The sequence below is a fragment of the Clostridium sp. LIBA-8841 genome, from assembly GCF_034439435.1.
Classification (GTDB): domain Bacteria; phylum Bacillota; class Clostridia; order Clostridiales; family Clostridiaceae; genus Sarcina.
This window is the reverse complement of the sequence record NZ_JAPCKJ010000007.1, coordinates 56,804-72,511: the sequence shown is the minus strand read 5'-3', so window position 1 is coordinate 72,511 and position 15,708 is coordinate 56,804. Positions and strand designations below refer to the sequence as shown.

Sequence of the window (15,708 nt, the reverse complement as noted above, 5' to 3'; positions counted from 1 at the left end):
AACTTAAGAAAAGGAGAATAAAAAATGGAGTCTCAAGTAAATAAGGTAAACTTATCTTTAAGAATATTTAAGTTTTTTATAACTTTATTTTTAGCCGTTATAATATACAAAGCACTCCTTACACCTATACTAACAAAAAAACTTAGTATAATGTTTTATTTGTTTTTTTGGTTAGTTATATCTTATTTTGTTTTGCCTATTTTAACTAGATTAATTACCAAACTTTATCTACCTAATTATTATATTGGTAGAACAAAAACAAGTGATGGATTATTAGGTGACCCTATTAACCTAGCTTTTTATGGTACAAGAGAAAATATTATTAAGGCCTTTGAAGCTAGTGGATGGCATGTAGCTGATGACCTTAATATTAAATCTTCCTTTAAAATTGCCTTAGCAAGTGTTCTTGCAAAATCTTATCCTACAGCTCCTGTTAGCTCATTATTTTTATTTTCAAATAAACAGGATTTAGCCTTTGAAAGAGAGATTCATGGAAATCCTAGAAAAAGACATCATATTAGACTTTGGAAAACTCCTGAAGACTGGTACTTGCCTGGTGGGTTTAAAGCAGATTGGCTAGCCGCAGCAACTTATGATAGAAATGTTGGTTTATCTCTTTTCACTTGGCAAATAACACATAAAATAGATGCTAATATAGATAAGGAAAGAGATTTTGTTATAGACTCATTAAATACTAAAAAAACTATTGAAAATGTTAATGTTATTGAGCATTTTACTAACAGTTATAACGGACGTAATGGTGGAGGAGATAAAATCTTTACAGATGGTTCTCTTCCATTTGTAACAGTAAAAAAGAATGCTTAACAAAATAAGATTAAGATAAATATCTTAATCTTATTTTGTTATATAAATTATATCAAACTTATTAATCTATTATACAGTTATACTTTATGTTATTTAGTTACTCTATACTTTACAACTTTTATAATCACAAAATAGAAACTAAATAAAAGTTTCACTTAACAGTTTTTCTTAATTATTTTCAACTAATTTTTTTAACTTAATACTATAAGGTATATATAAAATTAAGCCTATTAAAAATGTTATAAATTCTGCTATTGTCATAGACCAAACTAATCCATGTAAACCATAAAACTTATGAAGTACTATTACCACAGGTATATATAAACACCCTTGGCTTATAGCCATAATACCTGTTGATATTCCTTCCCCAGAAGCTTGATATATTGTCATAAATAGAGTTGTTAATCCATTAAACAAAGCTGATATAAGCATTGCCATTAATACATATGCACCTATAGATAAAACTGCAGGATCACTTGAAAATGCTTGAACAACTTGATTTCTAAATATAAATACAACTCCAACAAATACTACCGAAATTGAAATTATAAATAAAGCAGAGTATTTTATTCCATCTTTTAATCTATGTAAGTTTTTATTAGAAAAATTGTAAGCTATAAGTGGCATTACGCCTAAAACTATCCCCATAGTAAAAAACTCAGGTAACTGAACTATTCTAAGTGCTATACCGACCCCCGCAACTACACTATCTCCATATTGCATAGAATAATTATTCAATAATAAAGTAGTTACAATTAAGAATGCACATTGAATTAACTCAGATACACCAATTTTATATATTTCAATCTGATCACTTATATTAATTTTAAAATGATGTAAAAATCCTCTTAGATTTTCACTTCTTTTATCTAAATACCATACGTAATACGCACTTGATGCAATATTAGCAATTACCATTGATAAGGCGGCTCCATAAACATGCATATCAAGAATTAATATAAATAACACATCTAATAAAATACTAACTGCAACACTAACAAACATACCGTACATTGATTCCTTTGATGCACCTTCTGCTCTTACAACTTGCTCTAGTCCAAAGTTTAATATAATTGCAAATCCACCTGCAAACAATGTAGTTGCATATTGTCTTGTATAGTCTAGTGTAATTGAATCTGTACCTAATAAATTAACTATTGGCTCCATAAATAAATAAGCAATAAATCCTAATAATAAACCTGCAATAATACTTCCATAAAAAATATATCCAACTACTTTTTTAGCCTTATCTCCTTCATTTTTAGCAATCAATCTTGTTGTAAAACTTCCTCCCCCTACACCAAACATATTCCCAAATGCCATTAAAACTGTAAATATAGGTAAACCTAATGTAATTGCACTAAGCATTGCAGTATCATGAACTAAACCTATAAAATAAGCATTTATTATATTGTAAATAGTCCCTACAGACATACCTATCATCATAGGTATAGATAGATGAGCTATAGCCTTTTTTATAGGCTCATCCCTTAAATATTTAATATTTGATTCATTATTTTCCATCTTAACCTCCTTAATAAATATTCTAATAATTAGAATTCTAACTATTTACTTAAAAATTTTTAAATAAATAATCTTGATCATTCTAATTATTGGAACTCTAATAATTAGAATTCTATGTTTTATTATATTCTCCATATAATTACCTGTCAATCATCAGTTCAATTATTTTATTAAACTTAATTAAATTATATAAATAAAATAAGAATGGTGATTTCAACGTATATCACCATTCTTATCTTGTATTATTATCAATTTTAATAAGCATATCTAAAAACATATTTTTTTCATCATAAGTTAGTGAAGAAGTAATCTCTTCTTCTATTTCCATAAAAATTTTCTTGAACGTCTCTATTAATTCTATTCCTTTAGGTTCTACATAAATATTTTTCTGTCTTTCATTGTTTGAAGGTATCTCTCTTCTTATATAACCATTTTTCTCTAATCCTTTAAGCATACTAGTTATACTTGCTGTTGTTCTTCCAAATACATCAGCTAAATCTTTCTGAATCAATCCATCATCTTGATGTTCATAAATATATTGTATTACTCTACCTTGTTGAGAGTTTAATCCTAATTTTTTTATTTTTTTATCTGCTTTAAACATTAAATTTCTTGATATCATGGCAATAAGATTTGTGTAAATTGTATCTTCATTCACTTTAACCACCTCATTTCATACTAACAATTTGAATTCTAATTGTCAATTTGTTTGATTTCATAACTTCCTAATAAGTTGTTTACTTTAAATTTTTTATCTTTTCGTTTATAAGTTTTAATAATTCTTTTCTTTCTTCTTCATTTTCAAATGCACCACTAGGAATAATTATTGCGCTTAAATCATCAACATATACATATATATGAGTATCTACATCCTCTACTTTCTCTATTTCATTCCATGAAAATTTCGCAAATCCATCTTTACTTTCATTTCTAATTCCATATTGATCTATTATTAAAATTTTTTCAGAACAAATACGTTTTGATTTACTAAAGGTTCTTTTTAGTTGAGTATTATATCTAAATTCTATAATTTTTGGGTAAAAAACAACCCATAATAAAATTATTGTTATGCAAACTATCAAAGATGTACTATCTATTTTATGACTTTTATCAATTAAAACAACCAAAGTAAATGTAAAAACAATAATAATAGGAATTATTATACGCAGTAAATTTATTCTTTTCTGGATAGATAAATCTTTTTTGAATAAATACATACCCCATTTTATAAAATCATCTATACTATTTTTATATTTTATTCTCATGTTAATACAACTCCTATTGTAGTAATAAATAACCCAGTATATAAGTTAAATTATTTTAATTTTATCTATAACATTTTTAGCTATAAATTATTTACTATTACTATATAAATTAGTTAATTTATATTCTTTTATCTTCTTTACTTCATTTACTAATTCTCTAGCTACAATAATCCCAACGTTAATAATGTGTATTCTATTAAAATTTATTGTATTAATAAATTCCTTTAATATATTAATACAAAAACTCTAATTACTTATGTCATAAAAAAGTAAATCATTATTATTAATTTAAGCAATATATTTTTATTTATTATCTAGTTCATCATCCTTAAATTTCTTTAATTTTAATAATGATACTCCAGTTATATTGCTAATAGTATCTATAGAGATTCCCTACTCAATAGCTTTTAAAGAAATTTTTATATCTTGACTCTCTAAACTATTGATATACCTATCCAACACATTAAAATATGTATTAAATAATTCTGAATTATCCTTACTATATTCAATATAGTTATTTTCATCTAACTTTGTAGTATATTCTTTTAATTTAAAATAATTTATTAATAAAAAATAAGCACTACTTTCTAATTTACTATCTTCAGAAATTTCATTTATATTTCTAACTTTTTCAATAATCTAATATTCATTTAATATTGCTATATTTCTAAATTTAAATCCCCTTATATTGATTTTTTTGTAATACTACTATTTATTTCTAGTAAATTTAGTTCATCATCAATATAACTATAAGAATTATACTTAGTATATATACTATTAGATTCACAGACTACGGATTCTAATAAATAATTCATTTGAATATCTTTTAGCTTATACTTATATTTGTATTCATCTAAACTTTCACTAATATCATTAGAATTTACTGCATTGATAAATTCCTTTGACATATTAACATAAGAACTTTGATTGTTATTTATATCCTTAAAAATCAACTTATTTATATCTATGTACTTTCTTCTATCTTTTGCTAAAAACTCAACTTCAAAAACTTTTCGACTTAATGCAATTACTTGTATAACTTCAAATAACACGAAAAATAATATAAGCATTGTTTGATTAGCTAAAATACAGATAATTAAAAGAATTAATGTTCCTACTGGACCTATTATTATTGTCCTAACTTCATAATTTCCCCCAATATATTCTCCTTTTTCAACTAATCATTTTAATTTTATACATAATATTAGACTTATTAAATTTAATACTACACATAACCCCTCTATTAATATCACAAATTTATCCCACTTTATTACTTAAAATAACTATTATAAAGTAATTATACTAATTATATTAGAGATTTTGAATGAATATCATAATATAAATTCTATTTATTATAATAAGTAAATTAATATATACATTGGATTTTCTAAATTTTATTTATAAATAATTTATATTTTTATACATATATGTTAAAATATTTTATAACTTTATATGAAATGAGTTAATGATTTTATGGTTAAAGAAAAAGATTTAGAGTCTAATCGTCCACTTATATTAGCAGTAATTTTTTTTGTAGACTTTTTTTATATTTATTTTATTTATACATAACTTTAATATTTTTATATAGCCATATTTAATATTTTTTTTTGATAAATTTAATATTATTTATGAAAAAACTATATAGTTTCATAGATTTGTACACTGCTATCTCAATGTCATCTTTTTCACTATTTTTATTTTTAGCTGGTTTATGTAAATTAAATGAAATGCTTTCTACAGCTAATTTTATTAATTTATCTATTTTATTCACAATAATATATATTTTAATAATTATTCTATCAATAAATCATATGAAAAAGTTTTATACTTATAAAAGTTATCAAAGTAAAATTTTAAGACATTCCCCTAAATATGATTTAATAGTTATTGGTAGTGTATTAGGCCTGCTTTTATCTAAACTAAATTTGAACCAAGATTTGATTATTACTTTAGGCATGTTATTACTTAGTTGTAGATTTGCAGTATGTTATTAACATTTTTATAATTTAATCCAATAGCTTTTACCACTATGTGTATTAGTCTTAGTTTTATCAAAAAAATACCATGTAACTCTAGAAGCTCAATTTTACATTACTCTACTAACATACTGTATTAAATGACTTATCTATCTAACTCTTAACTATTACAACCTAAAAAATAATTTAAATTTTAAAAAACTATATTTATTATTTCTATATCTAGTTTTTTATTTATTTCTTGTTCAACTTAAAATATTGAAACAGTTAATATCCCATGCGAAGCTGATTATAATAATTTTAAGGTAAATGTTGAATATACTAAATATTATCCTAATTATTTAATTACAAAATACTATTTAGCTCTTCCGGAAAATAATTCTACATATATAAATAACATATTTAATATATTTCTATATTTAATTTTATTAAAATTCTTTCTTACTTTAAAATACAATTATATCTATATATATTAAATATATCATAAAAATGTCAAAAGGACTGATTTTTTGAATAATAACTTTTTAAAAGAATTTACTAAATACCCATCAAAGGAAATAGCCGATAAGATATTTAAGTGCTGTTTTTTATTAAACTTCTTTTTTGTTCCATTAATTTTTTTCTGGTATAAAATAAAGAGTAGTTTATAAATTTTAATAAAATTTTTAACTACTCTTTATTTTAAAAATTATTTATTTATATCTAGTATTTCAATATATTTTGAATCTATATAATTAGATAACCATACATTATCTTTTCCTATATAAAAATCAATTCCATCATTCCAAGCAGCTAATGAATTTATCTTCAGTATTACTGGTTTCTTATCATATCTTAATCCTACTTCATATGCCTCATTAATATTAGTTGTTAAATGCACATATTGTCTCTGCATAGATTTTAAACCAAATTTAAATATATTATTAATTGCCTTATTACTTGTTCCATGAAATAAATATTCAGGTGGTTTACTTTTATCTTTCTTTATTTTTTTTATAAACGAATGTCCATATACTGCTCTTATCTTATCATTGGCTACTTCAAACCTTTTTTTATCTGAAGTTTTAATTATATGTTTAATTTCATTCTCAGTTATTTTTTCAGGATTAATTAAATTTAAAATAGAAATTAATTCCTTTAATTCTACCCACCCAAATTCATCAACTATTAAATCATATTCAATAGCTTTATGTCTTAAAATATATGAAATGATTTTACTTACTTTTTCATAATCCATAAAAATCATCTTATTCTAATTCAATCTTATTAAATTCTATTAATTCGTCTATAGCATCTTTAAACCATAACCAAAAATTATTATATATTGATACTTGCTCAAATCCTTCTGATGCGAAGTCATGTATTAATTGAACTTGTCCTTCAATATCACCAACTTCAAAACATGCTACATCATCATTATCAGCTCTTTTAGCAAATGGTATTAATTTTCTTTTTGGATATCTTTTCTTTAATCCATTTAACTTATTTAAGAATTCATCTCCACTAAGTATATACCATACATCAAAATCTATTAAATTAAGTTCTAAAATTTTAATAAATTCCTTTGGATAGCTAAACTCTTTATAATCTATATTTTTTTCTAAATCTTTTATGTTCATTTTACATACCAATCCTTTCAATTTCATAATTTCCTAATGGGTTATTCTCTCTAAATTTTTTATTTTGCTTACCAATTCTAAATCTTATTGCATCTCCCCAAGTTTTTGGCACTTTATCTTTAACAGTAAATCTTTCAATCATCTCTTTATCTACTAATTCTTCAGTTTCTTCATGTATATTAGCTAAAACATTAGTTTTAGTTTTTCTAGCTGCAACAACTCTAGTATTATCTATCGTAGTTAATTTTCCATCTTCCATTTTTATAACATCAATAGGATCACCTTTCCATCCATTTTTCTTCATACTTTCAATTATTTCTCCAGCTCCATTTACAGATGATTGACTAAACCTAATTCTTTCTGGATCTAATTTTATTGTTTTTCTAGAAGCTTGTTTTAATGTTGATATTATTCCATCAGTATCTCTAAATGAATTATGAAAAATTACTGAACTTAAATTAAGTATTAATGATGTTCCCCTACTAATTTCTTCACCTGTTATTATATCTTTTCCAACTATAAAATCAACTACCTCTTTTGCAAGCCCAACTCCTGGAACAAAACCTATTCCAAATGATAAAATTTTATTTATTATAGGATTTACTGCATATGCATGATGATATTTTTCTAAATCCTCATAAATAGGCATTAACATATATTTACCTGATATATACTGCCATCTAAAACGTATATCATATCCGTTTATATTAGATGTAATTATTCCAAATAATTCATTTGGTTCCACATTAAATCTAGCATCTTCATTTCCAGAGTTTAATTTTATTATATAATCTGAATGTACATAACCATATCCAGAACCATATTTTATTTTAAACCAAACAACTCCATTATTGACTAATTGTACTACATCTCCATCTTTTAAACTTCCAATTACTTCATAATTTGTTCCTGGTCCCTTTCTTACATTAAGTGATGTTTCAATACCAGTTACCATACCTTTAGCATACACTTCTGTTTTATTAGGTGCTAAATCATCTATATCGCTTCCACCTGATGAACTACCACCAGAACCACCGATTAGGTTTGTTACTGCATTTGTTATTTTTTGTAGATATCTTCCATTAACTACATCACTATGACTCTTAGTTGATCCTGGTAATTCTATTAAGGCTGCTTTTGCTCCTATGGATTTTGCCCATCCTATCATGAATCCTCTATCATCACCATATCCATATCTTTGTTCAAATCCAAATTGATTTCTAAAATACTGACCTATCTCTGGATTTCCTATTGCTGCGCCTTCCCATCCGTGTAAGTCTATTACACACATTTCTCCTGATGTTCTATTTTTAATACCTTGAATAAAGTTACGTAACCCTCTTGACTCTGGTACACTTAATGGTTCATTTCCTGAATGGTATCTTGGTACTCCACCTTTTGAAAATCCTAATGGGAAATCTCTATTACAATCTACTGCGCCTACTATAGTACATCTTCCTGGTCCATTATTAGTAAAACCTTCTGATAATCCATCTGGATTTGCTACTGGAATTATATATAGTGACCAGTTATTTGTTGATGCATTTTGGAAATGCTCTATAAGCCCATTACCTATTCTAGTTAATTCAATACCATCTGCTGGCCAATTATCTTCCCATCCATGTATTGCACATACAAATACTAATGAATTTGAGCCATTACCAACCTTATAAGCTGCCAACTCTCTACCTCTACCACTTGTTCCATATACTATTTTTTGTGCATTTGTTATGCTAGGATAAGGTATGTCTACTCTAGTAGCTGCTGATCCTTCATACTTTACATACCCTGATTTTGTGTTAGGTCCTTTATCTGTATCATATACAACATGTTTCATTCCATTTTTCTCATATAATGGTGTTGCTGCTTCATATGGATTTAATGATCCTAAGTGTCCACCATTTTCATCTAATACTTCTTCTGGTGTACTTCCATTGTGCCATGAATATTGATTAAAGTATCTTATTAAGTTAGTTGCATTTGTTACATAACCTTGTCTTACTACATTTCCAGCTGGATATTGTACTAATGCTAATTGTTTAGTATATCCTACATCTAAAACTGTTATCTTATCTCCTACACTTACACTTCTACCTGGTATTAAGTTACCATTTGCATCTCTAAGATATAGCTCATCTCCAACTACTTCTGCATTGTTATCATATGTGAATCCACCTGGTACAACTTCTCCTGGTGCTACTCCATTAAAGCTGCCACCTCCAGTAGAACTTCCTGAACCTTCATAATGAACTAATCCTGACTTTGTAAGTTTACCTTTTCCTGTATCGTAAGCAACATATGTCATACCACCTACTTTATAAAGAACTACTGCTCTTTCTCTTGGATCTAATGTTCCTATTTGAGTTGTTTTATCAAAGTCATATACTGGCTCAGGTGTTGAACCATTTACCCATGAATAATCATCTTTGTATTTTATTATGCTTGTTGCATTAGTTACATATCCTTGTCTATATCCTGAACCTGTTGGATATTGAACTAACACTATATTTTTTTCATTACTTATAAATAAAACAGTAATCTCATCTCCATCACTTACTGTTCTACCTGGAATTTGATTTCCATTAACATCTCTTAAATATAAGAAATCTCCTCTTACTACTGCATTTGTTGGAAATGTAGGGGTACTTCCTACTAAATCTCCTGAACCAACATTTGGAATTATATTATTTGCCATTTTAAGCCCCTCTTTTCATTTATTCTTTTGCTTTTTATCTTTTATCTTTTATCTTTTATCTTTTGTTCTTATAATTTTTTATCTTTTGTTTATTGTTTTTACAAAAATCAAGCTTGAATTTGTCTTACATAATATAAAAAGTAATTTTCTTTTATTTTGTAACCCTACAAAATAATTTTTTTTGCTAACTTGTGATTTAAACTTCAAAATAACATTCTCAGTATTAAATCCATTTAGTATTTCACCTCCTTCAAATTAGCTTCTAAAATTAGCTTTCATAAATAAAGAAGTAATTTTATTTAAAAATGTAACCCTAAAAAATAAAAAAAGCCGATATTTTCATATCGACTTTTTATAATTTATTTCTAAATCTACTTATAACCTACTTTCAATCAATTAAGTTTAATTTTAATTTTTTGTATAATAAAACTAAATAACATCTTTAAGCTTTTTTAAAGCTCTATTTTTAGTCTTATTCACAGCTTGTCTAGATATATCTAACATTTCTCCTATTTCTACATCACTTCTTCCTTTAATAAACTTATATTGTATTACTTTCTTTTCTTTTTCAGTAAGAGTTTTTAACAAATCATTTATTAAAATATTGGAATCTACCAATAAAATATTAGAATCATCCTTAAATTCATTTAAATCAAATTCATATGTACATATTAAATCATCTAATTTTCTTCTTTTATTTATAGACATGTCTTTTTTTCTATGTACTATAGCTTTATTTATATATTTAACTATACTTCCATCATTCTCAAAACCATCATTCATAATAGGAATTTTTTTACTACTTTTAAAAGAGTAATTATTAAATCATGTTCATTATCTTCTATATCATGCTTGTTATAAAATTTACTCCTATCAAAAGATACCTTATTAGAGTTTATCAATCTTCTAAATTTATTGACTATATACTCCATTGCAGTTTTATCTCCATTCTGACATAATATAATATTTTCGTATAATTCACTCATAAAAAATCTCCTTTTAATTTCTTTTACTAAGTAAAAACAAGTTAAAAGAAAAATTGTAAACCAATTATGTATAAAATATTATATTTATTTACATTAAATCCATTTGTATACTTTTTGTAACTAAGTTCACTTTAGATCCTTACTTTTATGTATATACGTATTAAATATCTCAGAATAAAAAAACCGTACTCCTATTAAATATAGGTGCACGGCTTAAAACTAACTATTATATGCTTCTTCAATTAAAAAACTTTTTTCATTACTTATCATTTAATTTATTTTTAATATCTTCTACATCTTTTTTTATGGTTGGTAACAGCTCCGTAAGTTCTTGTATTATACTTTGATAATTACCTTCTCTTTTACTATTTTCTTTTAAAACATAAAATAACAAATAAGAAAATAATACAGCAAATCCACCTTGAGTAACTATTAATTTAAATACCTCATTCTCCATATAAATTAATCCTCCAATCTATTTTTAAATTAGGCCCTCTTTATGTGCATACTAATTCTTTAGTTTACTTCCTATTTATCTAAAGCTATGTTTTAAAATAATCCTAATTTTACTCAGAATTTAATCTTCTTTAAAATATTTAAAGTTATTACGAATTTAAAACATATTTTTATCTAAAAAATGAGCATGCTCAAATTTATAACCTAAACAAATTCAAGCTCACTTCTATGTAACAATAAAAATAGATTTTCAAATTAACATAACTAAAGAACTTCTTTAAGTTTCTTTAAAGCTCTGTTCTTAGTTTTGTTTACAGATTGTCTAGATATTCTAAGCATTTCACTTATTTCTCTCTCACTTTTTCCTTCTAAAAATTCATATTCTATTATAAGTTTTTCTTTTTCTGTAAGAACCTCTAATAAATCTCTTATAAAAATTTCTGATTCTATATCTGGCGTATAATATTCATCTCCAAACTCTACCATGCTAGATAAATACTTATTCATAATAAAATCTTTCTGTATGTTTTTATTGGCATACATATACCTTCTACTGTTTTTAATTGATTTATAAATATAGTTAACTAAACACCCTTCATTCCTAAAACCAGGATTTTCAATTGGTATTCTTTTAACTATATTTAAAAGGTTCATTACTAAATCTTGTTTATTATCTTCAATATCATAATTATTGAAAAATCTATTTTGGTCAAAAGACATTTTAGAAGAATTTATTAATCCTTCAAATTTATTTATGATATATTCCATAGCATTTTTATCACCTTTTTGGCACAATACAATATTTTCATATAATTCACTCATACAAACTCTCCCCTAACTACATTGCTTATAAAAGCAAAATAAAATTATATCTGATTATTTATTAGGCTATGTTTTAGGTGAGTGTTGATTTTTAGCTGGTTCTTCAAATCTAACTTACAGTTCTATCTAAAAATCAACACTAGTTTAAAACAACGCCATTTATTAAAATTAATAGTATTTTTAACATGGTAGAGTTTGCATTTGATTAAGAAAATTATTGTTATTTGCACTTTGTTCTAATTCTATGCGAACATGTGTTCGTATTAAATGTTAAAACTTTTCCATGGAAATGTCAAGAAAAACATTTATTAACATAAATTTTAAGCTCATTCCAAATAAGTATTAATTTTCAACTAGCCATGAAAATGGTCTTACAGTTTAATCAGAAAATCAAAATAATTGAAACATACAAAGTTTGTCCTTTATTTTAGATAAATGTTCACCTTAAGTCAGTTTTTTACGAACCTCTTAAATCATAACTAAATAAAAATGCTATTATGTAATATAAAAAGATTACTTTATTCATTCTGTAAACCTAAATAAAAAAGTTTATTTATAAGCCTCTGTTTAGGCTCATATTGATTTAATATTGACTTAAAGTTCTCTCTAAATACCAACACTAATTTTAAATAGAGCCCTTAACAAAAAAAACTGTATCAAAACTTTAAATAATAAAGTTTTGATACAGTCTATTAAAATCGCTCTATATTCAATAATTTATTCTACGCTCTTTCATTTATGTTTTTCTTAGCTCCTAAATATGTTGCTAAGAAATAGCCTCCATAAATTATAACAAGAACTATTGCTGTCATAATTATATTTGGCATTATACTAGCACTTCCAAACATCTCTACAATATGAGATGAAACTTTTAGTCCAACTATTGCATGTACTATAGCTAAAGATAATGGAAGCATAAAATATATTCCTACTTGAGTGAATACAGACTTATTTATCATCTTTTGATCCACACCTATTTCTTTCAATAATTTATATCTCTCTATATTATCTGTAGACTCTGTAAGTTGTTGAATAGCAAGTACAACTGCTGATGTTATTATAAAGATTAAACCTAGGTATATTCCTAAGTAAGCTGCTGTAGCCCCTAGACCAGCCGCATTACTATATATTTCTTCATTTGTTATTGAATATACTTCATTATCTACTAACTCATCTCTTATACTTTCTAACTCTGTCTTTGTAGTAGAGTTATTATTTAACATAATATTAAATCTACTATATATAGGTTTTAATCCATCAAGTAAAGAATCATTAACAACAAAAAGTAAAATATCAGCCTTCATAGTATAATTATATAAAGTTACATCTTCATACTTTTTATTTGCTGGTTCTAAAATTTTTCCTGAAATATTTATTTTCTTTCCTACTTCTAAACTATTGTTAACCCATTTTTGCATATCTAATATATTCCCAACTGCTAAATATTGATTTTCTTTTAAATTAACAGGTTCTTTTCCAAGCATTTTTAATGTATTATTATATCCCTTTTCTCCAATAACCATTATATTATCATCATGCGCTATTGGAAAATAATTTCTCATAGCATACATTCCTTCTTCTGATAAGAAATTACTATATTTAACGCCACTATCATACATAATTATATTTGAATCCTCTTTTGCCACAGAAGATATATCAATATTTTTTTCTTTTAATAAATTTTCTATATTTTCACCACTATTGCTCCAACAGCTAACATCAAACTTAGTTAAATCCTTTAAATCAGCATTTAAAGCTTTATTTATTCCTAAGCCACCTGAGAATGTACAAATAGCTAAGAATAACATTAAACATATAAATGATAATGATACAAATGCTGTGTTTATTTTACTACTTATTTGTTTCATAACAAACATATTTAAATCTCTTAAATAGAATTTTTTATTTCCTTGAATCACCTTTAAAAAGAATCCTGTTAACGAATAAAAGAATAGAAATGTCCCAACACAACCAAATACTATTGGTAACCCAAGAACATTAAAACTAGCAACAGCAATACCATCATTTATAACCTTATAATAAGCTATTCCTAACATTCCTACACTAATTAAAAATAGTATTACTGATACCCATAAGTTTTTAATAGTAGGCTTTTCATTTCTTCTTGAAGCTGTTAATAAATCTATTAATTTAATCTTTCTAATACTTATAAAATTAAAAATTAACACAACAAGATATATTACTGAAAAACATAATACTGTTTTCTTAAATCCACTTGGAGAGAATACAAATTGAAACTTAGTAAGGTCAACTTGGAACATATAAGCTGTTAATACTGAAAGTGCTTGAGATAGCATTATTCCTAAGATTAATCCTATACCTAATGATATAGCCCCTATAAGTAAAGTCTCTAGGAATATCATTCTTGATAATGTTCCATTCTCCATTCCAAGAGTCATATAAACACCAAACTCTTTTTTTCTTCTCTTTATTAAATAGTTATTTGCATAAATTATTAGAAATCCTAAAACAAAGGCTATGAAAACTGAGAAATATCCCATGAAAGTTTCTGCCATATCAAAAGCTACTTTCTTTTGTTCATTAAGATCCATCATAATACTTTGTGATTCTATTGAGTTAAAAGTGTAGAATATACAAACTCCAAATATCAAAGTTAAAAAGTATATTACATAATTCTTATAACTCTTTTTTATATTCTTAAAGGCTAATTTAAAGTACATTATTGCTGTCACCTCCAAGAAGAGTTATGACCTCAATTATTCTATTAAAAAACTCTTTCCTTGAATCAGTTCCTTTTATAAGTTCATTAAATATCTTACCGTCTTTAATAAATAAAATCCTGTTTGCATAGCTTGCTGTAAACGCATCATGAGTTACCATCATAATTGTGGCATTTAATTTCTTATTTAAATTTTCTAAGCTTTCAAGAAGCATAGTTGCTGCCTTTGAATCAAGTGCTCCTGTTGGTTCATCAGCTAATACTAAAGATGGATTAGTAACTATTGCTCTTGCCGATGCTACCCTTTGCTTTTGTCCACCTGACATTTCATAAGGATATTTATTAAGTTCATTACTAATATTTAAAGCTTCTGCCACTTCTCTTACCCTTCTATCTATTTCCTTGTTATTAACTCTTTGAATTGTAAGAGCCAAAGCTATATTTTCATAAGCTGTTAAAGTATCTAAAAGGTTAAAATCTTGAAATATAAACCCTATTTTCTCTCTTCTAAACTTAGCTAACTTTTTAGAATTAAAAGTTGTAACATCTTCCCCTTCTAAATATATATGCCCACTAGTTACCTTATCTATAGTTGATATACAGTTTAAAAGTGTTGTCTTACCACTTCCTGAAGCTCCCATTATTCCAACAAATTCGCCATCTGAAACAGTAAAACTAATATCATTAATAGCCTTTGTAACGTTGCCCTTTTTACCATAATATTTTTCTATATTACTTACTTTCAAAATATCTTTACCCATAATCCTTCTCCTTTAATATACTTCTATTTAACCCGCGGTATCTCATCTCTATAATTTAATTCTAAGTTATATTAAAAT

At 25.4% G+C, this 15,708-nt stretch carries 14 protein-coding genes; 1 reads left to right on the top strand and 13 read right to left on the bottom strand.

Going from position 1 to position 15,708, the window contains the following annotated elements; genetic code table 11:
* Positions 1 to 24: 24 nt before the first annotated feature.
* Complete coding sequence (locus tag OIF33_RS15780) at positions 25 to 825, top strand: LssY C-terminal domain-containing protein (protein ID WP_322505192.1); 801 nt, start codon at positions 25 to 27, stop codon at positions 823 to 825.
* Between the two features lie 168 nt (positions 826 to 993).
* Here OIF33_RS15780 and OIF33_RS15775 read toward each other — a convergent pair whose 3' ends face one another.
* The 13 genes from OIF33_RS15775 to OIF33_RS15715 form a co-directional block, all read right to left on the bottom strand.
* Positions 994 to 2,349 carry an MATE family efflux transporter gene (locus tag OIF33_RS15775; RefSeq protein ID WP_322505191.1) on the bottom strand — a complete coding sequence of 452 codons (1,356 nt, stop codon included), beginning with the start codon at positions 2,347 to 2,349 and terminating at the stop codon, positions 994 to 996.
* Positions 2,350 to 2,581: 232 nt separating this feature from the next.
* Positions 2,582 to 3,007: a MarR family transcriptional regulator gene (locus tag OIF33_RS15770; protein ID WP_322505190.1), complete on the bottom strand. Its 426-nt coding sequence runs from the start codon at positions 3,005 to 3,007 to the stop codon at positions 2,582 to 2,584.
* Between the two features lie 79 nt (positions 3,008 to 3,086).
* Positions 3,087 to 3,614 carry a YcxB family protein gene (locus OIF33_RS15765; RefSeq protein WP_322505189.1) on the bottom strand — a complete coding sequence of 176 codons (528 nt, stop codon included), beginning with the start codon at positions 3,612 to 3,614 and terminating at the stop codon, positions 3,087 to 3,089.
* 683 nt (positions 3,615 to 4,297) lie between these two features.
* On the bottom strand, positions 4,298 to 4,684 hold the full coding sequence (locus OIF33_RS15760) for a hypothetical protein (protein ID WP_322505188.1): 387 nt from the start codon (positions 4,682 to 4,684) through the stop codon (positions 4,298 to 4,300).
* A 1,594-nt stretch (positions 4,685 to 6,278) separates the two neighbouring features.
* Positions 6,279 to 6,827, bottom strand: coding sequence for an RNA 2'-phosphotransferase (locus tag OIF33_RS15755; protein ID WP_322505187.1), 549 nt, complete (start codon positions 6,825 to 6,827; stop codon positions 6,279 to 6,281).
* A 10-nt stretch (positions 6,828 to 6,837) separates the two neighbouring features.
* Complete coding sequence (locus tag OIF33_RS15750) at positions 6,838 to 7,230, bottom strand: hypothetical protein (RefSeq protein ID WP_322505186.1); 393 nt, start codon at positions 7,228 to 7,230, stop codon at positions 6,838 to 6,840.
* A complete protein-coding gene (locus OIF33_RS15745) occupies positions 7,211 to 9,904 on the bottom strand; it encodes an SH3 domain-containing protein (protein ID WP_322505185.1) in 2,694 nt (897 codons plus the stop codon). Before OIF33_RS15745 ends, OIF33_RS15750 begins: the two co-directional genes overlap by 20 nt.
* A 429-nt stretch (positions 9,905 to 10,333) precedes the next feature.
* Positions 10,334 to 10,687, bottom strand: coding sequence for a sigma-70 family RNA polymerase sigma factor (locus OIF33_RS15740; RefSeq protein WP_322505184.1), 354 nt, complete (start codon positions 10,685 to 10,687; stop codon positions 10,334 to 10,336).
* A complete protein-coding gene (locus OIF33_RS15735; protein ID WP_322505183.1) occupies positions 10,684 to 10,890 on the bottom strand; it encodes a helix-turn-helix domain-containing protein in 207 nt (68 codons plus the stop codon). Before OIF33_RS15735 ends, OIF33_RS15740 begins: the two co-directional genes overlap by 4 nt.
* A 259-nt stretch (positions 10,891 to 11,149) precedes the next feature.
* Entirely contained in the window at positions 11,150 to 11,347 is a 198-nt protein-coding gene (locus OIF33_RS15730) for a BhlA/UviB family holin-like peptide (RefSeq protein ID WP_322505182.1), read from the bottom strand.
* 263 nt (positions 11,348 to 11,610) lie between these two features.
* Complete coding sequence (locus OIF33_RS15725) at positions 11,611 to 12,168, bottom strand: sigma-70 family RNA polymerase sigma factor (protein ID WP_322505181.1); 558 nt, start codon at positions 12,166 to 12,168, stop codon at positions 11,611 to 11,613.
* Positions 12,169 to 12,890: 722 nt separating this feature from the next.
* Positions 12,891 to 14,870: an ABC transporter permease gene (locus OIF33_RS15720; RefSeq protein WP_322505180.1), complete on the bottom strand. Its 1,980-nt coding sequence runs from the start codon at positions 14,868 to 14,870 to the stop codon at positions 12,891 to 12,893.
* Positions 14,860 to 15,630, bottom strand: coding sequence for an ABC transporter ATP-binding protein (locus OIF33_RS15715; RefSeq protein ID WP_322505179.1), 771 nt, complete (start codon positions 15,628 to 15,630; stop codon positions 14,860 to 14,862). Before OIF33_RS15715 ends, OIF33_RS15720 begins: the two co-directional genes overlap by 11 nt.
* Positions 15,631 to 15,708: the final 78 nt, after the last annotated feature.